Origin of the sequence: Pullulanibacillus camelliae (assembly GCF_014642655.1) — a bacterium.
GTDB lineage: Bacteria > Bacillota > Bacilli > Bacillales > Sporolactobacillaceae > Pullulanibacillus > Pullulanibacillus camelliae.
Map to the genome: position 1 here is coordinate 50,819 of NZ_BMIR01000017.1, position 26,425 is coordinate 77,243.

Consider the following 26,425-nt stretch of genomic DNA (forward strand, 5'->3'; position numbering starts at 1 on the left):
CAAGCTTAGGCTTTAAATGTTCTTGATTTAACCACCACCTAAAGGAGCCGCAGACATATGGAGAGTTTTCATGATGTTGAAAATTGGATACATACCTATGTGACACTTGAAAATGTAGAAAATCTCTTGCAGAGCTATCAAGGATTGGGCTTTTTTCTGGGCATCCTTCTGCCTTTGCTCGAAGCTATTTTGCCACCGCTTCCCCTTGTGGCCTTTGTTTTAGCGAATGCGGCAGCCTATGGTTTTTTTATCGGGTTTTTATTATCCTGGACAGGAACGGTTCTCGGCTCTTTTATTGTGTTTATGTTCATTCGCTGGCTGGCTCATCGGCGATTGCGGGCTTTCTTAGAAAAAAGCAAAAAGATTCAATCCATGCTTGATTGGGTGGATCGTAGAAGGTTCGGCCCTGTGTTTTTTGTTTCTTCGATTCCTTTTACTCCTTCCTCTCTTATTAATGTTGTTGCAGGACTCTCTGAAATCAATCCCTATTCTTTTTTCCTTGCGATTATGTTGGGAAAAGCTGTGATGATTGGCGTTGTGACCTTCATAGGTGCCGATTGGCGTGACATGCTCGCTCATCCGCTTCAACTTGTTCCCGTTGCCATGGGTATGGTGGTTTTTTGGCTGATTGGCAAATGGCTGGAAAAGCGCATGTATGCTGCCCAGCCCAAGAAGGGCCAGAGGCTGAAACGAAAAGAAGGCGAGCGCTTATCCAATAAATAGCTTGCCGCTCGGGTAGCGAATATCATCACGTGTGCGCGAAGCAATAGAGAATACCATGGTTAGAGGACCTAGCTTACCAAAGATCATGACTAAAATAATGACCCATTGTCCAACCGGGCTGAGCTCCGGGGTAATTCCTGTGGACAGGCCCACTGTTCCGAATGCAGACACCACTTCAAAGCCAATTTGTAAAAAGGTGAAGGAAGATCTTTCAGAGATAAGCAGTATAAAAATAGCAGTAAAAATCATGCCAATAGCTAGAATGGTAATGGTTAAAGCCTTGAAGATATCATCGTGGTGAATGGATCGGCGCATCAGCGTCGGTTCTTTTTGTTTACGGACATAAGCGACAACCATCATCATCAGGCAGACTGCAGTGGTCAGTTTAATGCCACCGCTTGTTGATACCGATCCGGCACCGATAAACATTAAAATCATCATTAAGAAGAGGGTTTCAGGTCGGAGATCTTGAATCGGCACTGTATTAAATCCTGCTGTCCGCGTAGTGGTGGCCTGGAAAAAAGCTGTCCATACTTTGTCATGCAACGGCAAATGTCCAAGAGTTAAAGGGTTATCATATTCTAAAAGAAAAATAAGCACCATAGCGATGGCGTTAAGAATGACGGTACCGAGAAGCATGACCTTTGTATGCAGGCGATAGGCCCGCCACTTTTTTTTATCCCAAACATCATTTAACACGGTAAATCCTAGTCCGCCGATCATAATGGAGGCAGAAAATAGAAGGTTAATCACGGGATCACCAGCGTAACGCGTTAAGCTATCAGGCCAAAGGCTATATCCTGCATTATTAAATGCCGAGATCGCATGAAAAATAGCATAGCTCATCCCCTTGCCCCATCCCCATTCAGGAATGAGGCGAAAGCCGAGTAAAATGGCCATAAATCCTTCAAAAAATAAGGAAAACATGAGCAATCGCTTAGCAAGCTTAACAATTCCCCCAAGAGAGTTTTGATTCAACGCTTCTTGGATCATTAATCTTTGCTTGATCGAAATGCTTCTTTCCACTAACAAAAAAATAAGGACGGCGAAGGTCATAATGCCTAATCCACCCAATTGAATGATGATTAAAATAATAATATCGCCAAAAGGAGTGAATAAATCAGTGCTCCCCACAGTGAATAATCCGGTAACAGTCGTCGCTGAAGTAGCTGTGAATAATGCGGTCATCCAAGAGATAGGCTGTGTTGTAGCGACGGGCAGTTTCAATAAAAGTGTGCCAATAAGGATCACGCTGATTAAAAGCAATGCGAGGACTTGCGGTGGATTGAGAGACTTTCTTTTTTTATGAGCAGCCACAGTATCACTCCTAAGATTTCATAAGCATATTTTCCCCTGATTGCACCAAACTATGAACAGAATACAAAGTAATGGGGGGATGGTTCATGGGAGGAGGCTGGCTTTCCATTGTTCCTTTTTTAGTGGTTATTCCTGTAGCCATAATGACTAAAAAGGTTTTGCCGGCATTGACATTAGGCTTGATTGTGGGCTCCTATATTTATCGACCTCATGTCGTTGAAGGGATTCAAGCCGCGGTTGCTTTTGTGGTTCAAGCTTTGATAGATAAAAGCAATATTGAGATCATTTTATTTCTCTACATTTTTACTGGCTTGGTAGGCATCATGAAGCATTCGGGTGGTATAAAAGGCTTTGTAAAATGGTCAGCAGAACATGTGCAAACCAAACGTCAGGCACTGCTGCTTATCTGGGCATCGACAATAGGCACCTTTAGTTCGCCAACCTTTAGAATCGTAACGGTTGGTCCAATTATGCGGGCGCTAATTCAAAAGATAAAAATGTCTGGACAAGAGTTAGGGTATGTGATCGAAACAACGGGTACAGCATTGATATCACTGATTCCTGTAGCCACTGCTTTTGTTGGCTACATGACATCTGTGATTGATGTGTCTCTGAGAAATGAGAAGATCAGTGGGGATCCATATGAGCTTTACATACACAGTATCCCATTTAATTTCTTTTCGATTGCTTTAATTTTAGTCGGGATCTATTTAAGCTTTTTTCATCGTGATAAAGAAAGGGTTAAAAAAACGTCAACGCCGGAAAACGCCAAACAAGCAGAGGCAAAGGGCTGGGAGGATTGTCACCCTGTTGTTGCAAAAGATTTGCCTGCCCGCCCAATTAATCTCATTGTGCCGCTTGTTTTAGATATCGTACTAACCTTGCTTCTCACCTATCTTAGCGGCAGAGGCAATGGGGCAACAGGGTTATTCCAAGCCTTTATCAAGGCAGATGTGCTCAATGCGATGCTAGTCGCTTTAATTATTTCAACCTTGGTGGCGTTCATCTTTTATCTGATACAAAGATTCACCTTAGAGGATTTGATGACGGAATTTATCAATGGTGGCAATAATTTGATGAATGTCGTTGTGTTATTAAGTGTGGTGTGGGGCCTGACACTTGTGACCAATAAATTGGGATTTTCCGATTTTGTCACCAGTCACGTATCTTGGATTCCGACATCGATTATTCCACCTGTCCTCTTTGTTTTAGGAGCCATCATCTCTTATTTTATTGGTTCTTCCTGGGGAACATGGGGGATTTTAATGCCCCTAGGCGTAGCGTTAGCTCATAGTTCTGGAGCGGATTTATCGATGGTTGTTGGTGCTGTATTCGCCAGTGGGGTCTTTGGCACATTTTCTTCCCCTTTGAGTGATGATACCAATACGATGGCAGGTGTCCTTGATTTAGAAGCCGTTTCCTACTCTCGTTTTAAATTGAAAACGGCTGTCATTGCCGCTGGCATTGCAACGTTGGGGTATATCGCAACCTCTTTTTTTTAAAGCAGTGAGCCATCTAGGTGGGTTTAATACGTATTGATTTTGGGAACTTGATTAAAAAGGACAAGTTCTTAAACAGTAATCTGAAAAAGGAGAGGTGATCCTCGTGAAAAATCAAAAACTCATTAATTTTTTAAATCAAGAGCTTTCGAATTTTAACGTCATGTATGTCAAACTTCATCGCTACCATTGGTTTATCCAAGGCCATCATTTCTTTGGGCTACATGCTCAATTTGAAACACTGTATAAAGAATTTGCTGCTGATCTTGATACAATCGCTGAACGGATTTTAGCTATCGGCGGTAAGCCGTTAGCTACATTGACAAAATATGTGGACGAGAGCACGATAAAAGAGGCCACTGCCGATGATAAGGAAACAGAAATCATCACCCAGCTGCATAAGGATTATAATCAGCTCATCCATGAGATTGTTGAAGAGGGGATGCCGTTGGCTCGGGAGCTTAATGATGAACCTACACTGGATTTGCTTATTGGCTTACAAGCCAAATTTGAAAAGCACGTCTGGATGCTGCGCTCCTTTTTGGCCTATGAATAACGGCTACATGGCAAACAATGATGGGCGAAATGCAGACGACCAACACTTATTTTGATCATTTTTTGCCTTACATCAAAATGCTACCAAGCCCTGAGCTTCTTCAGAAAAAAGAATTGCTCCATCCTCGTTTTTTGCTAGAAAAGAGCGAGATTCTGGACATGTACTATGCACCACACAATGAGTATATCAACAAGCATGCGCAAATCGTCATCGTTGGCATTACCCCTGGATGGACTCAGATGAAGCTGGCTTTTCAAGAAGCCAAAGCACGACTTGACCGTGGGGATTCGATCGATCAGGTTTTGAAAGGCGCAAAGATGGCAGCGCGATTTGCTGGAACCATGAGAAAGCATCTCATCGAAATGCTTGATGAGTGCGAAGTCAATAAGGTGTTTGGCCTACATTCCTGTCGCATGCTCTTTGACCCTTCATATGATGGCTTGCATACCACCTCAGTGATTAAATACCCAGTGTTTAAACATGGCAAAAATTATACAGGTTATGCGCCAAGTATAGACCGTTCTCCATTATTAGAGAAATTTGCCTATCATGTGTTTCCAGAGGAGATTAAGGCAATAGAGCATGACGTGCTTGTTATTCCTCTTGGACAGTGTGTCAATGATGTAATCAAGCATCTTATCCGAAGCAGGAGAATGGCAGCAGTGCATTGCCTTTTTGGCTTTCCTCATCCTTCTGGATCGAACGGTCATCGAAAACAGCAATGGCGTGCCAGAAAAAGTGAACTCATCTCTTTGGTTAAAGACTATGACAAGAAAGTGCGTGGGGGTGGATGATGAAGCGATATCGTTTCTTCATATAAGCAAATTTATAACCTTTTGCTGACTGTATAAGTTCAGATCCTGTCCTTCGTCACTGTGAGTTTATGGACATCCCCTTAAATGTGTGGTTGTATTGTGACCACATCAGGAGTGCTGTGAAGCAGTGCACCCTTAATGTGTGGTTGTATTGTGGCCACATCAGGAGTGCTGTGAAGCAGTGCAAGCCAAGTTGTTCTTTATTTGAAATGATTTGACCAAAACCATTCCTTGGATTTGGTCTTTTATTCGTTGTTCGTGTAAAATAAAGCAAGCAAGTAGAAAAAAATCATACATAGACGGAGGTAGTTGTTTTGAAAAAAGGTTTAATTAAAATGGAAAATGGCGAAGAGATTAAATTTGATTTGTTTCCAAATGAAGCACCTGGTACGGTGGCTAACTTTGAAAAATTAGCTAACTCAGGTTTTTATAATGGTGTAACCTTCCATCGTGTTATTCCTGGTTTTGTTAGCCAAGGTGGCGATCCAACAGGAACAGGTGCAGGTGGTCCAGGCTACACAATTAAGTGTGAAACAGAAGGCAACCCACATCAGCATGTTGCCGGCAGCCTTTCCATGGCACATGCTGGGAAGGATACAGGAGGCAGTCAATTCTTTATCGTACATGAGCCGCAGCCTCATCTTAACGGCGTTCACACCGTGTTTGGTCAAGTAACTGAAGGACTTGAAGCCGCACGGGCGATGAAAAATGGCGATGTTATGACAGAAGTTAAAGTTTGGGATGAAGAAGAGTAAGTATCAGGCAAAAACGCCCTCAGCAATGAGGGCGTTTTTGCTTTACTATCAGAATGTATAACTCGCTGACGCGCATAAAGGAAGAGCGGATAAGGCGGGCTTTGACTTTCGCCACCTGAGGCTTGCGGGCACCCTAAGTGTGTGATTGGTAAAAATCACATCAGGAGTACCAGCGAAGGGGTGCAAGCCAAGTTTTCTAAAAGAAAAGAAAGTATAAAATTTCTGATCATGAGGACGGTGCGGATTTCCGCTCCAGGCCGCTCGCTTTCCGCGGGGGAGTGGTAAGCCTCCTCGCGCCTTCGCACTGCTAAGGGCTTACCGATCTCCCACTTCCCGCAGGACTCTAGTCTCCGCATCATGAGTCAGCGGCGCCCGAGGAACATACGATTTTAGAGTGTTCCGAATCTCGCGCCTTGCGCTCTAATCCACTTGACCAGGCAATGAAGCCCATTTCATATTGATGATGCTCAATACTAGGGACAAGGACCGGGCATGCTTTTCGCCCGGTTTTTCTTTTTAACATTAAAGAAAGGATAACATTCTGGTCACTGGGATGGTGTGAGCTGCCACTCCAGGCTGTTGCTGTTCTTAGCGTTGGCGCATAAGGAGGGTTTGAACGTAACAAAAGGGAAGAGCATTTCAACGAATAACCACTTCATTTAACACATAGAGAACAAATCAGGAATGCCTGCTTCCGAATTAGGGGATGAGCGTAATCAAAGAGCAGATTATTTTAACAAAGCCAGCATCAACGTAACAAAGAGCAGGGGGATGCTAACAAAATAGCTTGCAAAATGACGAGACAGTTTGATTGGAGAGTAAAACTCGGCCTGGGGACGTTCAGTTTTTCTAAAAATAAAATTCGAGCCGGATCTAAGTTACTTTTATAAATAAATGGAAATATGATTAAATTCTATTGTTGTTTCTTCCTTGTTCTGCTATGCTTTTTGGCAATTAGCTAAAAAGGGGGAGTAGGGGCATGATTAGATTGTTAACAGAGGCTGATCGCCAGACCTGTCTTGAGTTTGTTTCAGCCAGGCCAGCAGAGAATTTGTTTATCATCGGAGATATTGAAGCGTTTGGATTTGCTTCGGACTTTCAAGAGGTTTGGGGCGATTTCACTAGTGAAAAGCAGCTGCGTGCTGTGCTGCTGCGTTATTACCAAAATTACATCGTTTACGCTCCTGGGGCATTTGATACAGAAGGAATGGCAGATATCATCAGAAACGATGCGCGCGCTTTGATGGTATCGGGGCTGAAGTCTATTGTTGCTCAGGTTACACGGACATTAAAGGCTGGAAAAACACCTGCGCGAACACTTTATTATGCCAAATGTGAAGATGGAGAACAGCTAGATGCCACTCTGGATATCTCGCAGGTGAAAGAAGCAGCACTTAGTGATGTTGACCGCTTGCTTCAGCTTCATGGGAGCATTCCAGAATTCGCGGATGCTGTTAGAAATAAAGAAAGTGTGAGACATGCAATGAGAAAGGGAGTTGCCCGCACATATTACATAGAGGAAGGGGAGCTGATCGCTTCATCTGCCTCAACAACCGCGGAAAATAGCTATGCTGCAATGATCATCGGTGTTTGCACGCGTTCAGATTATAAGAAAAAGGGGTATGCGACACGCTGTTTAACAAAGCTTGTTCAAGCCTTGATGGCTGAAAATAAAGCTGCTTGTTTGTTTTATGATAATCCGGAAGCTGGGAAAATTTATAAGCGTCTTGGCTTTGTCGATATTGACCAGTGGACATTGTATTATTTACAATAATAAAAAATGAGGAGGCTGGAGAATGGAAGAGATCATCAGCTTGAACTGGTTGCATGAACATTTACAAGATCAAGATATTGTGATTGTCGATTGTCGGTTTAATCTTGCTGACCCGCAGGAAGGCTGGAAAGCTTACCTTTCGGGGCATATACCTGGAGCCGTTTTTTTTGATCTCGAAAAGGACTTATCTGGACAGGTATTAGAGCACGGAGGAAGACATCCGTTACCGGACGTTGAGGAGCTTGCCTTGAAGCTTGGCAGAGCTGGGATTGATGCGACAAAAACAGTTATTGCCTACGATGATCAGGGTGGACAGTATGCGCCGCGGTTTTGGTGGCTTCTGCGCTATTTAGGTCATGAACAGGTGGCTGTCCTTGATGAGGGATACAGCGCATGGTGTGCTCAGGGCCTTTCGACGAGCTCTGAGCTGCCTTCACCGCTTAAGACCACGTTTGTGGCCACTCCTCATGACGAGATGCTTGAACAAGTGGAAGCGATTGAACAAGGAGAGGTCGGGCTGTTAATTGATTCAAGAGCACCTGATCGTTATCGTGGTGAAAATGAAACAATAGATCCTAAGGCTGGGCATATACCGGGTGCCCTTAACCGGTTTTGGATGGATAATTTGCGGAATCAGAAGTGGCTGAGCTCTAATGAGTTAAGGGAGCGATTCGCCGATTTACAAGCAGCAGCATCCATAACGGTTTATTGTGGTTCAGGGGTTACCGCTTGTGCGAATGTACTGGCCATGACTAGGGCTGGGCTGACTAACGTGAAGCTCTATCCAGGTAGCTGGAGCGATTGGATTAGCTACAATGATCATGCCATTGAAACAGCCCCCTCTAAGTAACTTCATTTAGCAATGGAGGCTTTTTGTGCCTCCTCCCCAGCTTCTATTTTTTTCCTTGATCTCCTAAGACGATTGCTTGTTCTCCTTTGCTCACCATGCGATAATAGATTTAGAGTTTTTCGATGGAGTGGTGATAGATATGTCATTGAGAGTAATGATTGGACGAGCAGGCACTGGGAAAACAAACCGTTGTTTTAAAGAGATAGAACGTGAGCTTAGACAAAAGCCAGATGGGCCACCTTTGATCTATCTTGTTCCCGACCAAATGACCTTTCATACCGAATTTTCATTTGCTAAGCTTCCTGATCTTGATGGAATGACACGCTTGGACGTTTATAGTTTTTCAAGGTTTGCCTTAAGAATATTAGAAAATGTTGGTGGGGCAACGCGTTTGCATCTCAATCAAGTTGGCTTGACGATGCTGCTAAGAAAGATCATGCTTGCTAATAAACATGACCTTCATATTTTCCAAAAAGCCGCTGAGCAACAAGGCTTTTATGATATTCTTCACCATGCGATTAGCGAATTTAAACGCTACAATCTGTCAGCGGCAGATTTGCAAGTAAAATGGGGGCTGTTGAAGGAAGCAGGCACAGATCCTGCCTTATTAGACAAGCTCCATGATTTACAGCTTGTTTACCATGAACTGGAAATGGCGCTATTAAATAAATATGTTGATAGTGATGATTACTTAAATATAGCGACCGAGCAATTGCCAAAGTGGCAAAGTTTAAAGGAAGCTGAGGTTTGGGTAGACGGCTTTGATAGTTTTACGCCTCAAGAGCAAGCCTTGTTGTCTGTATTGATGCAGCATGTGAAGCGGATGACGGTAACACTCACGCTAGATCGGCCTTACGAAGAACCAGCCCCTAGCGATTTGACACTTTTCCGAGCGACAGCAGCTACCTGTGGGAGACTCTTCACTCTGGCTCGTGAGGCAGAGGTGCCGATCGAAGTGCCAGAAATTTTACAGGATGTCTGGCGCTTTGAAGCACGAAGTCTCACGCATTTAGAACAGAGCTTTGAAAAGCGCCCTTTTAAGCAAGTGCCTAATGATGGAGCCGTTCGGGTCTTTGAGGCGGTCAATCGTCGTGAAGAAATCGAAGCGACTGCCCGTGAAATCTGCCGCCTTGTTCGAGAAGGACAGCTAAGATATAAAGACATCACTGTATTAGTACGGGATCTTTCAGCTTATCGAGATCTGTTTGAAACCATTTTTGCCGATTACCATATTCCGATCTTTCTGGATCAGAAACGGGAGATGCACCATCATCCAGTGATTGAATTTGTTCGAGCCTTGCTGGATATAGTGCTACAAAATTGGCGGTACGAAGCTGTCTTTCGTGCATTAAAAACCGACTTGCTTTGCCCGAGAGATAAGAAGCCCCAGAACATGCGTGAAGCGATCGCACAATTAGAGAACTATGTTCTTGCTTTTGGCATTCACGGGGCGCATTGGAAAAACAGTGATCCATGGGAATATCGTCACTATCGCGGGTTATCAGAAGTGGATGTTCCGCAAAGCTCCAGAGAAAAGGAAATGCAGCGAAACCTGAACGATTGGCGGATGGCGCTGGCCGATCCACTCATAGGATTTGAGAAAAAGATAAAAAAGGCTAAGACGGTACAAGAGAAGTGTTCAGAGCTTTTTCTATTTCTTGAATCCTTGGATGTACCTGGAAAGCTTGAAGCCTTACGTGCCAAAGCTGAGGAAGAAGGCCGTCTTGATGAGGCACGCGAGCACGATCAAGTATGGGGAGCGCTGATTGATTGCTTGGATCAGCTTGTCGAAGCTGCGGGGGATGAGACACTGTCTTTAAAAAGCTTTTCGGAGGTTCTGGGAGCAGGATTAGACGCCTTGCAATTTGCCCTTGTTCCTCCTGCGCTCGATCAGGTTTTAATCGGGGCTATTGAGCGGACACGCACAGATGGGATTAAAGTGACATTTATTTTAGGGGTTAATGAAGGGATCTTGCCAGCCAAACCCTCGGAGGATAGTATTCTATCAGACGAGGAAAGAGAATGGCTGAATGGCCATGAGGTTGAGCTTGCGCCGAGTGGACGGGATTTGCTTCTTAACGAAGAGTTTTATATTTATCGTGCGATGACTAGTGCCAGCCAGCGGTTATACATTTTTTATCCTTTGGCAAGCGAAGATGGGCAATCACTCATGCCTTCTTCCTTGATTTCACGGATGCCACGCTATTTTTCAGAGCTCAATGTAGAGTTCATTTCCGGTGAGCCGCACGAGGTCACTGAGGAGGAGCAATTGAACTATATCCTGCCCTCAGCGCGCACACTGGGTCATGTTGCGGCACAAATTCGCCGTTGGCAAAAAGGCTATCCTGTTTCAGATCACTGGTGGTCGGCTTACAATTGGTTTATTCAGTCTGAAATGTGGCGGCCACAAACCATTCGGGTGCTGAGCAGCCGTTTTTATGTGAACCTTGAAGAACGCTTACCAAGAGAGACCTCGCAGGAGCTTTATGGAACGGATATTCAGGCCAGTGTCTCGCGAATGGAACTGTTTAATTCTTGCCCATTTGCCCAATTTGCTAATTATGGCCTGCGTTTAAAAGAGCGGGATGTCTATCGGCTTGAGGCTCCGGATATTGGTGAGCTTTTTCATGCGGCGATCAAAGCGATGACAGAAGCATTGCTCAATGATAATAAAGAGTGGGCTGATCTATCTCAAGAAGAATGTGAGGCTCTTGCTGTTGAACAAGTGGAACGCTTAGCACCAAGATTGCAAAGGGAGATTTTATTAAGCTCAGCGCGCTATCATTACTTGAAGCGTAAAATGCGTGATGTCGTCGCCCGCGTCGCTTTAGCAATGAATCGTCATGCGAAGGCAAGTGGGTTTTCACCTGTTGGGATTGAATTGCCTTTTGGTCCTAATCAACCCTTACCACCTTTAGAATTTAAGCTTTCCAATGGCTGCACAATGCAGATCGTCGGCCGAATTGATCGTGTTGATAAAGGAGTGACAAGCAGAGGACTTCTCCTGCGGATCATCGATTATAAATCAAGCACCAAGGATCTGAGTTTGGCTGAGGTGTATTACGGCATTGCCTTACAAATGCTCGCCTATTTAGATGTGGTGCTGACCTACTCAAAAGAATGGTTAGGTGAGTCGGCCGATCCTGCGGGTGTTCTCTATTTCCATGTCCATAATCCAATGTTGAATGAAACGGTGAAACCGACGGATGAAGCTTTTGAAGCACGCTTATTTAAGGAATTCAAGATGAAGGGTCTGCTCATTGAAGATGAGGAAGCGTTGACGTTAATGGATGAAGCCCTGACGTCAAAGCGTTCTGATATTATTCCTGCATCATTTAAGAAAGACGGGACGTTCACCAAGCAATCTTCTGTAGCAAATGATGAAGACTTTAATGTGCTCCGTCAGTACGTCAGGGGAATGATGCAAAAGGTTGGGACTGAAATCACGGACGGAAATATCCACATTTCGCCTTATAAATTAAAGGATCGCACGCCCTGCACGTATTGCGCCTTTAAATCGCTTTGTCAATTTGATGCCACACAGCCAGAAAATAACTACCGCCTTCTAAAAAAGGCAGCGGATAACGATATCTTGGAGCAATTAAAAGCAAAATTTATGTCAGCGCAAGATAAGCAAGAGGGGGAAGAGTAGATCATGAGCCTACAAAAGCCAAAGGACAGTCAATGGACGGATGATCAATGGCAAGCCGTTGTGCAGAAGGGTCAGGATGTGCTAGTGGCTGCGGCGGCAGGTTCTGGTAAAACGGCTGTACTCGTCGAACGAATCATTAAAAAAATCACCGATCCCAAGGAGCCTGTGGATGTAGATCGCTTGTTGATTGTCACGTTTACGAATGCGGCGGCAACAGAAATGCGTGTCCGCATCGGTCAGGCATTGGAGAAGGAACTGACCAACAATCCAAGCGATCTTAGATTGCGGCATCAGCTTACATTACTAAATAAAGCGTTGATTACAACCTCACACTCCTTCTGTTTATCTGTGGTTCGACGTTATTATTACCAATTGGATATCGATCCGAGCTTTCGGATTGGTGATGAAGCAGAAATGGCTTTGATTCGCGAGGATGTTTTAGAGGGGCTTTTTGAGGATTATTATAGCGCTGAACATGCTGAGCGTTTTTATGAGCTGGTAGATCGCTATTCTAATGATCGCAGTGATTCAGAGCTTATGGGGCTCGTACAAAAGCTCTATACCTTTTCTCGCAGCCATCCTTGGCCAGAAGCTTGGCTGGATGAGATGGCAGCAGCGTATCGAGTGACTCCAGATACGTCAATTGATACGCTTCCATGGACCCCTGATTTAAAGCAGGCCGTGAAAGCCACTGTACAGGGCCTATTGGGGGTACTGGAGACAGCAGAAACGCTTGCCTCAGAGCCTGGTGGGCCTTACCCATATGTTGCTACACTCGAAGCTGATCGCGAGATGCTGCAAGCCATCTATACGGCAGCGCACGGACCTTGGGAGGCTCTCCATCAAGCGTTTTCTCAGCTTTCCTTCACGAAGCTAAAGCCTTGTAAGGGTGACGATATTGATTCGACGTTAAAGGATCGGGTGAAAGGCCTAAGAGATGAGGTCAAAAAACGGCTGACTCAGCTTCAAGAGGAGTTATTTTCTAAATCTCCCGCTAGTTATTTAGAAGATCTTCAAGATATGGCTCCTTATGTTTATTTATTGGTACAGCTTGTCAAGGATTTTTCAAAGCGCTATATGGCGGTGAAAAAAGAAAAGGCTGTGGTCGATTTTGATGATTTAGAGCATTTCACGCTTTCCGTTTTACGTGATGATGCGGCAAAGCCTGGGCATGAAGTCGCTTCAGAGGTGGCTAAGCAATATCGCGCCCAATTTACAGAAATACTTGTTGATGAATATCAGGATACCAATCTTGTTCAGGAGACGATCATTTCGCATATTGCTAGAGGGGACAATACGTTTATGGTTGGTGACGTCAAGCAAAGCATCTATCGGTTTCGCTTGGCAGAACCCGGCTTATTTCTTGATAAATACAAGCGATTTGGCAACACGTCATCTTCTGATGAATCCTCTGGATACCGGATTGATTTATCACAAAACTTTCGAAGTCGCCGGGAAATATTGGACGGAACGAATTTTATTTTTAAACAAGTCATGGATGAGACTGTTGGTGAAATTGACTATGATGACAAGGCAGCTCTGTTGTTTGGTGCCAGCTATTATCCCGAAGCAGAACAGAAGACTGAACTCCATCTTATCAATCGTCAGGAGCATAAAGAGGGGCTTGAGGATGAGACGTTAGAAGACTATGAAACTGCAGAATTAGAAGGGCATTTTATTGCGAATAAAATTCAAGAGATGATTCAAAACGGAAAAGAGGTCTATGATAAAGAATCAAAAGTCAATCGGCCAATTCAATATCGCGATATTGTCATCTTGCTGCGCTCAGGTGCGGCCTGGGCGCCAACACTATTGGATGTTTTCAAGCAAAGAGGCATTCCAGCCTATGCTGAGCTTTCAAAAGGCTATTTTGAAGCGACAGAGGTTGCTGTAATGATGGCATTGCTCAGGACGATCGATAATCCTTTTCAGGATATTCCGCTGGCTTCAGTGCTACGGTCCCCTTTGGTCAGCTTGACTGGTTCAGAGCTTGCTCGTATCCGCATTGCTCAAAAAGAAGGGGCGTATTATGAGGCCATGAAGGACTATAGTGAGCGATTTACTGATGACCTAGCTCATAAATTAAGAGCGTTTAATCGCCAGCTGGAAGACTGGCGTGATCGTGCCCGGCGCGGGGCATTAGCAGATCTGATCTGGCAGCTTTATAGAGAAACCGGCTACTATGATTATGTTGCTGGTCTTTCAGCAGGTGAACAGCGGCAAGCCAATTTACGCGCGCTCTATGATCGTGCGCGTCAATATGAGCAAACCTCATTTCGTGGATTGTTTCGCTTCTTGCGTTTTATCGAACGCCTCCAAGATAGAGGTGGAGACCTTGCTGAAGCAAGGGCATTAAGTGAACAGGAAGATGTCGTCCGTGTTATGACGATTCATAAAAGTAAGGGGTTAGAATTTCCAGTTGTTTTTGTTGCTGGTATTAATAAACGCTTTAATTTTAGAGATCTCAACGCTAAGACTCTACTTCATAAAACGCTGGGCTTTGGAACAAAAAATATTGATCCCGTGAAGCGATTGACGACACCAACCTTACCTCATGCAGCGCTCAAAAGGCGAATGGCCAGTGAAACAGTAGCTGAAGAAATGCGCATTCTCTATGTGGCATTAACGCGGGCGCGTGAAAAGCTGATCCTTGTAGGGACTTTAAAGGATGCTGAAAAGGCCATCCAAAAATGGATTGAAAGCGCGAGTGAGATGACATGGACTTTGTCGCCTTATGCTCGCGGACAGGCGAAGACCTTTTTAGATTGGATTGGGCCAAGCGTTTTGCGTCACAAAGATGCTGTTGTCCTTCATGATGCTGCGGGTTTCACACCCTTTCAAGAAGCGGTGAAACAGCATCCCTCCCGGTGGGTTACAGCCATTCATGCGGGTGGGACAATTGTACCAGAGCTTGGGCAGCAGGAAGTGGAGACCCGAGCAAAAGAACAGAAGCTACAAAGCTGGCTTCCTGTCGATGTTCAGGAAGATAAGCGGGTCGCACGGCATTTAGCTTGGAGATATTCGCATCAACAAGCGACGGTGCACATGGCTAAGCAAACGGTAACCGAGATCAAACGTCAGCAGGAGCGTTTTAATGAAGGCTATGACGAGGCACTTGTCCGGCAATTTCGGCGCCCCTTAGGGGAGCGGCCCCGCTTTTTTAGCAACAAGCAATTGACGGCTGCTGAACGAGGAACTTCTGTGCATAAGTTTATGCAGCATGTGACCCTCGCCTTTCCGATGTCGCATGGACAGCTTAAGCAAGAAGCTGAACGCATGCAAGAACAGGAGCTATTAACTGAAGAGGAGTCTCTAGCTTTAGATTTCGGGAAAATTACCCAGTTTTTTGAAACTGAAATCGGACGAGAGCTTCTGCAGGCGAAGCGTGTGGTACGCGAACTCTCCTTTTCTTTGGCGGTCAAACCAGCGGATATCTATTCAGGCTGGCAAGGGGACGAGGATAAGGTGCTCGTTCAAGGGGTTATTGACTGCTTATATGAAACGGAGAAGGGGCTAGTACTGCTGGATTTTAAAACCGATCAGGTTGAAGGCCGGTTTCAGTCACCGGCTGCCCAGCAGCAGGCGCTTATTGCTCGTTATCACAAACAGCTGGAGCTTTATCAGCTCGCCATTGAGCGTATTTGGAAGCAAAAAGTAGAAAAAATCGGTCTCTACTTTTTTGATGGTGGTCATTTATATACGATGTGATGTGTTGCCGGGGAAGTCTCCGGCACATCTTTATTATGCTAGACAAAGGGGGAAGTAGCTTGCGACTTTTACATACGGCAGATTGGCACCTGGGACGCAGTCTTGAAGGCCGTTCACGTCAAAGCGAACAAGAAGCGGTGCTTGCAGAAATCATCAGTATCGCGAACGATGAAAAGGTCGATGCGGTGATAATGGCTGGAGATGTTTACGATTCGGTGAACCCACCTGCCGCTTCTGAAATACTATTTTACGAAACGATGAAACAGCTCTCACATGGAGGTAAGCGGCCTGTTGTCGTTATTTCTGGAAACCACGACAGTCCTGAGCGGGTGGAAGCGGCCTCGCCTTTGGCGCTTACTCATGGGATTACTTTAGTAGGACGTCCATCGCAGGGACCACTCACCATTGCGATCCCCTCCTGTCATCAAGAACTCGTGATCAGTGCTGTTCCCTATCCGTCTGAATCGCGGCTTAATGAATGCTTGAGTGAAATGAACGAAGAAGCGTATATTCGTTCCGCTTATGACGAGCGTTTGTCTGTGCTTTTTCATTCGCACGCACAAGCATTTAAAAAGGAGGCTGTCAACGTTGTCATGAGTCATCTTTTTATTGCGGGAGGAAGGGAATCAGACTCGGAACGGCCGATTCAAATAGGGGGTGCTTATACGGTATCCCCCTCATCACTCGATGTTGGCGCGGACTATGTGGCCTTAGGTCATTTGCATCGTCCACAGAGCCTAGCATTTGGTCAGACACCAGGGCGCTATAGTGGCTCACCGCTTGCTTATAGCTTTTCCGAAGCGAACCAGCCGAAGTCTGTGACGCTTATTGATTGTGAGCCTGGGCAGCCGGCAGATATCCGCGAAATTTATTTAAAATCAGGCAAACCACTTGTGCGTTGGTCGGCAAAGCAAGGCTTGGAAGAAGTGTATCAATGGATTGAGGCTGGCAGAGATAAGCAGGCTTGGGTTGATCTCGAAATTACCCTCAAGGATGCCCTGGCCATTCGTGATATTCAAAACTTGCGTAAAGCACATGAGGGCTTGATCCACATTCGCCCCATCTATTTGGAAGCGGAGAATGACGAGCTGTTTACACGGTTATCGGAGTTGCCACTGCAGGATATCTTTGGGCGCTTTTATCGTCAGCAAACAGGTGGGGCTGACCCTGATCAAGCGTTGGTTGAACTCTTTTTAGAGATGGCGAAGGAAACTGAGGAAGAAAGTGGTGGGGTGTATGCGACCGATTGAACTCTCAGTAGCTGGCCTTCATAGCTTCAGAGAAAAGCAAACCATTGATTTTACTCAATTAGTCGATGGGGGTGTCTTTGGGATTTTCGGTCCTACCGGAAGCGGGAAGTCGTCTCTTCTTGATGCTATGACACTTGCCTTATATGGGAAGGTTGAACGAGCGACCGGAAATACGCAAGGGATTTTAAACCATGCTGAAAATGAAATTTCAGTTGCCTTCACCTTCGATCTGGGTGTTGATGCTCCCAAACGCTACCGTGTAGAACGCGTGTATAAAAGAGCTAAGAATGACGGACTGACTATCGGCAGCTGCCGTCTGCGCTTTTTATCAGGGGAGACGCCAGAGGTGCTGGCAGATAAGGAAAGAGATGTTACGCAAGCCATCAAGGATCTGCTGGGTTTGACCCATGATGATTTTACTCGGGCAGTCGTTCTTCCACAGGGAAAATTCGCAGATTTTCTAACATTAAAAGGGGCGGAACGCCGGCGAATGCTGCAGCGGCTTTTTCACCTTGAAAAATATGGTGATCGATTGAATGAAAAAATTCGCGAGCGGGTGACAAATACAGAACGTCGTCTTGAAGCGATTGAGGCCGAAGAGCATGGCTTAGGTGATGCTTCTGATGCAGCGTTAAAGACGAGCGAGGCAAAGTATAGAGAAGCAGAGCAAGCGGCTAATGACTATCAAAAGCAATTAAATGATGTCAAGCAGCGTTTTGATGGAGCAAAAACGCAATGGGAAACGCAGCAGAACCTTCTAGACTATGAAAAGCAAGAGCAAACGCTGAAGAATGAACAGGCGGAGATAGAGCAACTCCGTCAGCAATTAAAACAAGCGGAGCGTGTCTCCAAAGTGATGCCTTATGTTTCGTCATTTGAGGAAGCAAAGGAAGCCGCATTACAGGCAGAGAAGAGCTTGGAAATAATCAAGCAGCAATTTATGGAGAGTCAAAAAGCGGAACAAGTCGCGGTCGCAGCCTATGAGCAGGCTCAAGCTGCCTTAATAAAGAAACAGCCGGAATATGACAAGGAAAAAATGGCGTTGCAGCAAGCACAGCGTGTACAAGCTGACCTTGAGGATAGACAAAAGCAGGTCAGTGCACTACAAGAGCAGCTTCAGCAGCAACTACAAGCGCTTCAAGAAAAGCGGCAATTACAAAATAAGCTTCAAGCGAAGCTCAATGAGAAAAAAGAGCAACTACAAGGCTGGCAGGTCAGTCGGCAGGAAATTGCTGTCACGAGTGAGCAACGCGAACAGGTACAACAAGCGCTTGCTGATAAGCAGCAAATTAAGAATGATGAGCAGACGTTCAAAGAGTGGCAGCAGCGTTTGCATGAGGCCGGAGAAAAACAGCAGGCAGTAAAAGAGAGGCTCGATACATCACGACGTCAATATACCGCTATTCTGGAAGGCTTGCTTCAGAGCTTTTCCCGCTATGAAGCGATTTATTTGCGTCTGGCAGAGACATCTTCAAAGCTTCATATGCTTCAGGATTGGTTGGCTGTGAAAGAGTCAGAGCGCGAAGAAGCGTACCAAGTCGCTTACAAACATGCTTTGGCTCAGCAATTGACGCGGCAGCTTGTGGCAGGGGAGCCCTGTCCTGTCTGTGGTTCCACTCATCATACTAAGAAGGCAGAGGATGATCTGGCCGAGACTTCCTTGCAGCAGTTAGAGGACTTGAGACGCTTCTATAAAAAATGTCAGGAATGGATACAACAGACACTGCAAACCATTGGGAGTCAGCAGGCTGCCCTAGAACAAAGGGTTCAGCACATTCAACAGCTTGAAGAGGGGCATGTGCCTAACCTGAAGGCTATACCGACCTCTGACCCTCTACCCGTATCAGAATGGAAGCAGGAAGATTTAAAGCAGTGGATTAATCAAACGAGTCGTGAGCTAAAGGCACTTAAGCAAGATGTGTTAGGAATTGACACATCCTTGCAACAGCAGCAATCAGCCTTTCGCAGTGCCTCCACTAACCAAACAAAGCTCGAATCAGAATGGACGGCTTTATCTGAGCAGGTGAATGACTATCAACGTCATGTAGAGCAGCTCAATATCACCTTGCAGGGAAGGTACAAAGCATGGGCAGTCAATCATGTTGGCATCGAAATCGAAGATCTGGAGCAATTAAAAACAGACATCCAAGCTAAGGATCAAAAGCTGCAAAAATTACAAGAAGCAATGGATCAGCTCACCCGTCAGATCGATGAAGACGTGCAGCAGCATGAAACACTTGAAAAGGACAGGCTAAATCTTGAACAGCGCTACACAGAAACGCGGGCGACTTGGAATGAAATCAATCGTTCGCGGGAGGCTCTAGAGCAACAGCTGCAAGAGATATTGCAGGGAAAAGAGATTAATCCTTTTGCAGCATTGGATCAGTTAGAAAAAGAATGGCAGCTCCTGCAATCCAATGAGAAAGAGGCGAAGCGCGCGTTAGATGATATAAAACAGCAGCGTTTTACGCTAGAAAAGCAGTATTCTAATGCTCAGGCTCTTTTCCAACAAGCGGTAGAAAGAAAACAATTGGCAGAAGCTCAGCTTCAGGAGCAGATGGCACAGTATAAATTTGAGGCTCTCACTGTGATTCAGCAAGGGTATCTGTCAGATTCAGCTATTGAAGCTTTGCGTTCAAGAATAGAGAGCTTTGATGAACAATATCGTTATTTAAAGAAGGAAATCGAACGCTTGCGCAAGCGCCTAGGTGCTGAGCGTTTGACTGAGGAAGATATGAAGAAGCTGCACAATCAAGTGACCCATCTTGAAGAACAGCGTGATCAAAGTCTAAAGTTACAAGCGGCCTTGGAGAAGGAATGGCAATCGATTAAGGAGAAAAATCAACGTTTTAAGGTGCTTGAGAAGGAGAAAATTGAATTTGCCGAGCGGCATGGACAGTTGCAAAAGTTACAGGCGGTTTTTCGTGGCAATAGTTTTGTTGAATTTATTGCTGAAGAGCAGCTTATGCAAATCAGTCGTATGGCTTCAGATAGACTCGCCCATTTGACCCATGGACGGTATGCCATTGAGGTCGATACGTCAGGCGGTTTTGTGATTCGTGATGACGCCAATGGCGGTATACGCCGTCCTGTCTCCACGCTTTCTGGTGGTGAGACCTTCTTGACATCCCTCGCACTCGCCCTTTCTTTATCCATGCAGGTACAGCTCCGCGGGGAAGTTCCTTTACAGTTTTTCTTCTTAGATGAAGGGTTTGGGACACTTGATCCAGAATTATTGGATACGGTTGTGACCGCACTTGAAAAGCTGCACACAGAAAACATGGCAATTGGGGTCATCAGTCACGTGCCTGAACTTCGTGAACGTTTGCCGAAGAAAATTTTTGTTGAACCCGCCGAAGCTTCAGGACGCGGCAGTCGTATACGCTATGTCATATAACGGATAAAGCTTGAAGGTCTTGCAAAGATCAGAGAAGTCAGATAAAATGAAGCATAGAATGTTTGGAGGAGGTGTGGAAGTATGTTATTCAATGGTTTAGCACAGGTTGTTGACTATATCTACCAATGCTGTGCCATTATTTTCCGTTTTTCTTTCAAAGGGGAAAGTCTGCCCTTTTTTAGAGAAACTGAATACACCATTGAATAGATGCTTATCCCACATCTCGCATAGACGGATTACCGGAGGAGAGCGAATGCTTGGCATCTTGCTCTCTTTTTGCGTTTTGATTTGCCCATTAGAGAATAAGAAAGCAGAGCAGTTAGCTCATTGCTTTTAAGACGCATTAAATGGGCTTCTAAAAGCAAAGTATAAATTAAGCCGCTGGCTTGTTTTCAAAGGCTTGCTTTTTAACAAGGCAATGGAATACATGTGAAGGATGCCATAGGGATGTGTAGCCCTATGGTTTTTTTTACGATCAAAAGGTATAACTTCGCTGGCGCTCTCAAAGGAAGAGCGTCTAAGTCTGGCATTGATTTTCGCCATCTAAGGCCTGGCGACAACCTAAGTATGTGATTTGCAAAAATCATATCAGGAGGACCAACGAAGCGGTGCAAGCCAAGTTTTCTTATTTTTTGTGGATGAATCTTTTTTAAGTGACTCAAGTTTCAGGTTAACGCTTTTGTGAGGAAGTGGCGTTATTGGGATACTTTTTTTAGTGTTTCAGGTCTCTTGCATCTACGTTGATTAATCGGCAATTTCTTTGCGTTACGAAGCATGGACTGGTAGGAAGGATTCCCCCTCTTCTCAAAAGAAAAGCATATGTTAAAAGTGATTTTATTATTAAAGGAGTGATCGGCATGATTATCTGTTCAGTCAATCATGTTAAAAAAAATATAGCAGGACAATCCATTTTTGATGATTTATCGTTAGAGATTCAGGAAGGTGAACGGGTCGCTTTTGTTGGACCTAATGGCTGTGGGAAAACAACATTATTAAAAATGATAGTGGGCGAGGAACCGTGTGATCGTGGGAGTATTGCCATTAAAAAAGGCGCGGTGATCGGCTATTTACAGCAAATGCCGCATATGAATGATGAGATGACGGTTGAGGCGTATCTGAACAGTTCTTTTAAGGCTTTACATGACATTGCTGCAAAGATAAAACAACTCGAGCTGCAGATGGCAAGTGAAGCAGATCCTGAGCGATTAACTAAACTTATTGAACGCTATGGGGTATTTCAGGGGGCATTTGAAGAACAGGGTGGCTATGAAATCGACTCAAGAGTGAATCAAGTTGCTCATGGACTCGGCATTCACTTTTTACTAGATCAGCAGCTTTACCAGTTGAGTGGTGGTGAGCAGACAAAGGTTGGGTTAGCCGCATTACTTATTAAAGAGCCCGATCTTTTGATTTTGGATGAACCGACGAACCACTTGGATATGCAGGCAATGGAATGGCTTGAGAATTGGCTCAGGCAAAGTCAAAAAGCAGTGGTGATGACTTCACATGATCGTCAGTTTCTCGATCAAACGGTCATGAAAATTATTGATTTAGAGGAGGAAGAGGCACCACCATATCATGGCAACTATAGTCACTTTGTTGAAGAAAAAGAAAAGCGGTTAATATTAGCCTTTGCAAAGTATGAGGAGCAGCAAAAGAAAATTAAGCAAATGCAAGCGACAATCAAACGCTTAAAAGAATGGGGGAATCGCGCCAAGCCGCCGAATCCCAAATTTCATCGTCAAGCGAAGTCGATGGAAAAGGCTTTAGAAAAAATGAAGAAGCTCTCTAGACCGAAAATGGAGCAGGATAAAATGGCACTCAGCTTTCAAGCTGATGAGAGAAGTGGCAAGGATGTCATCCGATTGGAAGAGCTTACCTTTGGTTACGATGAACCGCTTTTTGTCAACATGACCCTTCACCTTCGACATCAAGAAAGAGCGGCGATCATTGGGAAGAATGGTGTCGGAAAATCAACACTTTTTCAGCTCATTATGGGAAGACTTCGGTCACAACAGGGGAAGGTTATCCTTGGCGCTCAAGTGAATATTGGCTTTTTATCACAAGCAGCTTTTGAAGGTGATCAGGAGCAACGCGTTATTGAAGCCTTTCGCCATGAAGTGGCGGTTACCGAGGGTGAGGCGCGCCATGCATTAGCCCAGTTTTTGTTTTATGGTGAGGATGTATTTAAACGCATCAAGGATTTAAGCGGTGGGGAAAGCATGCGCCTAAGGCTTGCCCAATTTATGCATCAGGATATCAATCTATTGCTATTGGATGAACCGACTAATCACCTTGATATTCCTGCACGTGAGGCATTAGAAGAAGCGCTTGAAGACTTTAACGGGACCGTTTTAGCGATCTCTCATGATCGTTGGTTTCTGAATCACTGCTTCAACAAAACCTATGATCTCGTTGATAAAAAGCTTGTTGCTTATCCTGGTAATTATGATTACGTCAAAGAAAAAAAGAGCAGTGGGGAGCGTGTTTAATGAAGAGAAGAACTTGGGAATATATAATAAGGTAGAAGGCATTAAGCAATGATTTCTTTTGAGATAGGATAATTCTACCTCGAAAGCAAAGACTTAATAAAAGGAATAAATAACGAGGAGGATGATAAGGATGGCAGACTATGATTTATTAAATTATATCGATGGAAATTGGGTTGGAGAAGGGCTTAATAAAATTGAAGTAACCGACCCAGCTACAGGGGCGATTATTGGCAGCGTCCCTAACGGTGGAGAAGAAGAAACGAAGCAGGCGGTTGAAGCGGCCCACCGCGCCTTGGCAGCATGGAAAACAACAACAGCCGATGACCGTGCGGATATTTTAAGAGCGTATTTCCAGCTTATCCTGGATCATAAGGATGAATTGGCCAAGCTGATGACGCTGGAGAATGGCAAGCCTTTAAAAGAGGCTGAAGGGGAAGTCGCGTATGCTGCCTCCTTTATTGAGTGGTTTGCGGAGGAAGGACGACGTGTATATGGACGAACGGTCCCAGGAAAGCGGGAAAATCATCGGATTAAGGTCATCAAACAGCCTGTCGGAGTAGTGGCCGCGATTACGCCATGGAATTTTCCAGCAGCGATGATTACAAGAAAGCTAGCGCCGGCTCTAGCGGCGGGATGTACCTTTATTGTTAAACCACCGGAGCAAACCCCTTTAACGGCATTAAAGCTTGCTGAGCTAGCTGAACAAGCTGGAGTACCAAAAGGTGTCTTTAACGTTGTTTGCGGTGATCCCGAAGCTTTTACCAATGTGATTATGTCTGATATGCGCGTGCGCAAGATTACCTTTACAGGCTCAACGCAAGTCGGTCAGCTCTTAATGGAGAAGAGCGCTAAGCAAATCAAAAAAATTTCACTGGAATTAGGTGGACATGCTCCGGTGATTATCTGTGACGATGCCGATTTGGATAAATCCGTCGACATGGTATTAGCCAGCAAATTCCGCAACAGTGGACAAACCTGCGTGTGTGCTAACCGACTTTACGTACAATCTGGTATCTATGATCAATTTGTTGAAAAATTTGCGGCAAGGGTGAAAGAATTAAAGTATGGCAATGGTTTTGAAGATGGCGTTGAAGTCGGTCCATTGATTGATAAGGATGGCTATGAAAAGGTAGAGAAGCAGGTGAAGGATGCGCTTGAAAAGGGGGCACAATGCCTTGTCGGTGGTAAAGGCCATGCGGACCCAAGCAAACATACGTATTTTTATGAGCCTACTGTTCTCACAGAGATGACACCTGATATGGAAATGATGCATATTGAAACATTTGGACCGATTGCTCCTATTCAAAAATTTGAGACTGATGAGGAAGCTATTCATTTCGCAAATGATACGCCATTTGGCTTGGCGGCTTACCTTTATACACAAGATGTTTCCAGAGGCATCAAGATTTCTGAAGCCCTTGATTATGGCATTGTTGGCTGGAACGATGGGGTGCCATCGGCTGCTCAAGCTCCCTTTGGTGGTACAAAACAAAGTGGGCTGGGTCGCGAAGGGGGCACAGAAGGCATCGAAGAATATCTCGAAACAAAATATGTGTCACTGAGCTTATGAATGAATTGGCAGGTTAAAGAGGGGGAGACAAAACGAAAAGAAATCACTCTCATACGGAACGATAAGATTTTAAAAGAGCTAGGGAAAACAAAAGCGTAGTCAAAATATGGAGACGCTATGGGAACGGGACCAGCGTTACTTCACAAATAAACTTCGATTTGTTCCGAGAAAGCGATAAAAGTAGACAAAGTGCTTTATGACTCAACTCAAAGAGCCGAACGCATGCCTTCAAAATAGTGAATGCGTTCGGCTCCTCTATGAGCTGAATACGTCTGCCCCAGCCCCTTTAGTGTTATTGTCAAACAGTAGGGTGATCCGTATTGAACAAGTTGATGCGCCCGGCTTTTCTAAAAAAGGCTTATGAAAGGACGTGTTTAATTTGTTCGATCGCCCAATCAAGATCTTTTTCATCAATTACTAATGGCGGAGCGAAGCGAATGACATTCTCATGCGTTTCTTTACAAAGAAGCCCCTTGCCTTTTAGCGCTTCACAATATTTGCGGGCGGGTTCATTGAGCTCAACTCCGATAAATAATCCCTTCCCACGAACTTCCTTAATAGCAGGGGTATCTAATGTTTTTAGCGCCTCCATAAAGTGCTTGCCTAATGTTAAGGAGCGTTCAGCGAGATGTTCTTCTTCTAATACTTCAAGGGCACTGACTGAAACCGCACAGGCTAAGGGATTACCACCAAAGGTAGAGCCATGAGAACCGGGTTCAAAGACGCCAAGAATAGCATCATTGGCTGCGACACAAGAAATCGGCATGACACCGCCGCCAAGTGCTTTTCCTAAAATGTACATATCAGGATGAACCTCTTCCCAATCACAGGCAAACATTCTTCCTGTACGACCTAGTCCAGATTGGATCTCATCAGCAATAAAGAGAACGTTTTCCTCTTTACAAACGGTATAAGCTTGCTTTAGAAACCCCTCCGGTGGAATGATGATGCCTCCTTCGCCTTGGATTGGTTCGATAAGAAAGGCAGCTGTTTGCGGCGTAATCGCCGCTTTGAGTGCTTCAATGTCACCGTAGGGAATCAATTTAATACCTGGTAGCAGGGGTCCAAAGCCTCTTTGGTAATCCGCATCAGAGGATAAGGAAACAGCGGTCATTGTTCTACCATGAAAATTGCCAATGCAGGCAATGATCTCTGCTTGATTATCAGCAACGCCTTTAACATCGTAGCTCCAACGCCGCGCCGCTTTAATGGCTGTTTCCACTGCTTCAGCTCCTGTGTTCATCGGAAGGACCTTCGTCTTATTCGTTAGCTTAGAAACCTTCTCGTACCAGGGGCCGAGCTGGTCATTATGAAAAGCTCGCGAGGTCAATGTCACGCGATCGGCTTGTGTTTTTAATGCATGGATGATTTTAGGGTGACGATGTCCTTGATTCACGGCAGAATAGGCACTTAACATATCCATGTAGCGGTTTCCTTCAGGATCTTCAACCCAAACGCCCTCAGCTTTAGATACAACAATTGGGAGAGGATGATAGTTTCTAGCACCGTATTGCTCCGTTTGTGCAATAATCTGTTCTGAATGATTCATAAAATACACCCCTTTATTATGATTCCATCTTCTTTTATCTTAACAAAAGTCCCTATGAAAGCCTATACATAATTTACAAATCGCTGCTTGTGATTTTAAGGAGGATGGCATAGGTTCAAGCGATGATTTTTTACCTTCTGAGGCTTGCGATGCCCCCTTAATGTATGATTAAAAAATTACATCAGGAGTAGTAAGTTTGCTTTATCTTTTTTCACGGAATGAAAAGACGGGGTTTACCTGGCATTAAAAACGAGACACTGAAAGGGTTCTTTTTCTAACTTTATCTTACTCAAGGAAGGTTCGGGTGCTAATTGCAATGGCAGGCACTCGCTTTTCGCGGGAGTCTCGTGATTTCCATTCCAATCCGCTGGATGACGATGTGCATGTTTAGCTTTCAATAGTTTTTAGTGGCTTCATTAAAAAGGGGGGAGACCACCACAGTTGAAGCATTGACATCCATTGTGATAAGATGAAGGCACTTAAAAGAGCTTTTTTTAGATAGATTATTACATAATGCA

At 44.8% G+C, this 26,425-nt stretch carries 16 protein-coding genes; 14 read left to right on the top strand and 2 right to left on the bottom strand.

All coding sequences use genetic code 11. From position 1 onward, the window contains the following. The first annotated feature begins 57 nt into the window (after positions 1-57). The gene (locus tag IEW82_RS15240) at positions 58-723 is read left to right on the top strand and encodes a TVP38/TMEM64 family protein (protein WP_188696292.1); all 666 of its coding nucleotides are present in this window, start codon (positions 58-60) and stop codon (positions 721-723) included. Here IEW82_RS15240 and IEW82_RS15245 read toward each other — a convergent pair. Further along, a complete protein-coding gene (locus tag IEW82_RS15245) occupies positions 709-2,040 on the bottom strand; it encodes a TrkH family potassium uptake protein (protein ID WP_188696295.1) in 1,332 nt (443 codons plus the stop codon). The genes IEW82_RS15240 and IEW82_RS15245 overlap by 15 nt on opposite strands. 86 nt (positions 2,041-2,126) lie before the next feature. On the opposite strand from IEW82_RS15245, the gene IEW82_RS15250 reads away from it, so the two are divergent. The 13 genes from IEW82_RS15250 (at position 2,127) to IEW82_RS15305 (ending at position 24,358) form a co-directional block, all read left to right on the top strand. Further along, positions 2,127-3,542, top strand: a complete 1,416-nt coding sequence (locus tag IEW82_RS15250; RefSeq protein ID WP_188696298.1) for a Na+/H+ antiporter NhaC family protein — start codon at positions 2,127-2,129, stop codon at positions 3,540-3,542. Positions 3,543-3,645: 103 nt separating this feature from the next. Further along, complete coding sequence (locus IEW82_RS15255; protein ID WP_188696301.1) at positions 3,646-4,095, top strand: Dps family protein; 450 nt, start codon at positions 3,646-3,648, stop codon at positions 4,093-4,095. A gap of 29 nt (positions 4,096-4,124) precedes the next feature. Then, the gene (locus IEW82_RS15260) at positions 4,125-4,889 is read left to right on the top strand and encodes a hypothetical protein (RefSeq protein WP_188696304.1); all 765 of its coding nucleotides are present in this window, start codon (positions 4,125-4,127) and stop codon (positions 4,887-4,889) included. A 356-nt stretch (positions 4,890-5,245) separates the two neighbouring features. Beyond that, positions 5,246-5,665, top strand: coding sequence for a peptidylprolyl isomerase (locus IEW82_RS15265; protein WP_188696360.1), 420 nt, complete (start codon positions 5,246-5,248; stop codon positions 5,663-5,665). Between the two features lie 979 nt (positions 5,666-6,644). Then, a complete protein-coding gene (locus tag IEW82_RS15270) occupies positions 6,645-7,439 on the top strand; it encodes a GNAT family N-acetyltransferase (protein ID WP_188696307.1) in 795 nt (264 codons plus the stop codon). Between the two features lie 22 nt (positions 7,440-7,461). Beyond that, entirely contained in the window at positions 7,462-8,289 is an 828-nt protein-coding gene (locus IEW82_RS15275) for a sulfurtransferase (RefSeq protein ID WP_188696310.1), read from the top strand. 139 nt (positions 8,290-8,428) lie between these two features. Continuing rightward, complete coding sequence (addB, locus tag IEW82_RS15280) at positions 8,429-11,941, top strand: helicase-exonuclease AddAB subunit AddB (protein ID WP_188696314.1); 3,513 nt, start codon at positions 8,429-8,431, stop codon at positions 11,939-11,941. A 3-nt stretch (positions 11,942-11,944) separates the two neighbouring features. Continuing rightward, a complete protein-coding gene (gene addA, locus IEW82_RS15285) occupies positions 11,945-15,649 on the top strand; it encodes a helicase-exonuclease AddAB subunit AddA (RefSeq protein ID WP_188696319.1) in 3,705 nt (1,234 codons plus the stop codon). Between the two features lie 59 nt (positions 15,650-15,708). Then, a complete protein-coding gene (locus tag IEW82_RS15290) occupies positions 15,709-16,899 on the top strand; it encodes an exonuclease SbcCD subunit D (RefSeq protein ID WP_188696322.1) in 1,191 nt (396 codons plus the stop codon). Further along, entirely contained in the window at positions 16,886-20,296 is a 3,411-nt protein-coding gene (locus IEW82_RS15295) for an AAA family ATPase (protein ID WP_188696325.1), read from the top strand. The genes IEW82_RS15290 and IEW82_RS15295 overlap by 14 nt, the downstream gene beginning before the upstream one ends. Positions 20,297-20,377: 81 nt before the next feature. Beyond that, positions 20,378-20,503: an RAxF-45 family protein gene (locus tag IEW82_RS20240; RefSeq protein WP_268237384.1), complete on the top strand. Its 126-nt coding sequence runs from the start codon at positions 20,378-20,380 to the stop codon at positions 20,501-20,503. Between the two features lie 650 nt (positions 20,504-21,153). Then, the gene (gene abc-f / locus IEW82_RS15300; protein WP_188696327.1) at positions 21,154-22,788 is read left to right on the top strand and encodes a ribosomal protection-like ABC-F family protein; all 1,635 of its coding nucleotides are present in this window, start codon (positions 21,154-21,156) and stop codon (positions 22,786-22,788) included. 130 nt (positions 22,789-22,918) lie between these two features. After that, a complete protein-coding gene (locus tag IEW82_RS15305) occupies positions 22,919-24,358 on the top strand; it encodes an NAD-dependent succinate-semialdehyde dehydrogenase (protein ID WP_188696329.1) in 1,440 nt (479 codons plus the stop codon). A 358-nt stretch (positions 24,359-24,716) separates the two neighbouring features. Here IEW82_RS15305 and IEW82_RS15310 read toward each other — a convergent pair whose 3' ends face one another. Then, a complete protein-coding gene (locus IEW82_RS15310) occupies positions 24,717-25,907 on the bottom strand; it encodes an ornithine--oxo-acid transaminase (RefSeq protein WP_188696333.1) in 1,191 nt (396 codons plus the stop codon). Positions 25,908-26,425: the final 518 nt, after the last annotated feature.

Coding starts and splice junctions, on each gene's coding strand:
- IEW82_RS15240 (WP_188696292.1), top strand. CDS start 58: ATGGAGAGTTTTCATGATGTTGAAAATTGGATACATACCTATGTGACA.
- IEW82_RS15250 (WP_188696298.1), top strand. CDS start 2,127: ATGGGAGGAGGCTGGCTTTCCATTGTTCCTTTTTTAGTGGTTATTCCT.
- IEW82_RS15260 (WP_188696304.1), top strand. CDS start 4,125: ATGCAGACGACCAACACTTATTTTGATCATTTTTTGCCTTACATCAAA.
- IEW82_RS15265 (WP_188696360.1), top strand. CDS start 5,246: ATGGAAAATGGCGAAGAGATTAAATTTGATTTGTTTCCAAATGAAGCA.
- IEW82_RS15270 (WP_188696307.1), top strand. CDS start 6,645: ATGATTAGATTGTTAACAGAGGCTGATCGCCAGACCTGTCTTGAGTTT.
- IEW82_RS15275 (WP_188696310.1), top strand. CDS start 7,462: ATGGAAGAGATCATCAGCTTGAACTGGTTGCATGAACATTTACAAGAT.
- addB (WP_188696314.1), top strand. CDS start 8,429: ATGTCATTGAGAGTAATGATTGGACGAGCAGGCACTGGGAAAACAAAC.
- addA (WP_188696319.1), top strand. CDS start 11,945: ATGAGCCTACAAAAGCCAAAGGACAGTCAATGGACGGATGATCAATGG.
- IEW82_RS15295 (WP_188696325.1), top strand. CDS start 16,886: ATGCGACCGATTGAACTCTCAGTAGCTGGCCTTCATAGCTTCAGAGAA.
- IEW82_RS20240 (WP_268237384.1), top strand. CDS start 20,378: ATGTTATTCAATGGTTTAGCACAGGTTGTTGACTATATCTACCAATGC.
- abc-f (WP_188696327.1), top strand. CDS start 21,154: ATGATTATCTGTTCAGTCAATCATGTTAAAAAAAATATAGCAGGACAA.
- IEW82_RS15305 (WP_188696329.1), top strand. CDS start 22,919: ATGGCAGACTATGATTTATTAAATTATATCGATGGAAATTGGGTTGGA.
- IEW82_RS15310 (WP_188696333.1), bottom strand. CDS start 25,907: ATGAATCATTCAGAACAGATTATTGCACAAACGGAGCAATACGGTGCT.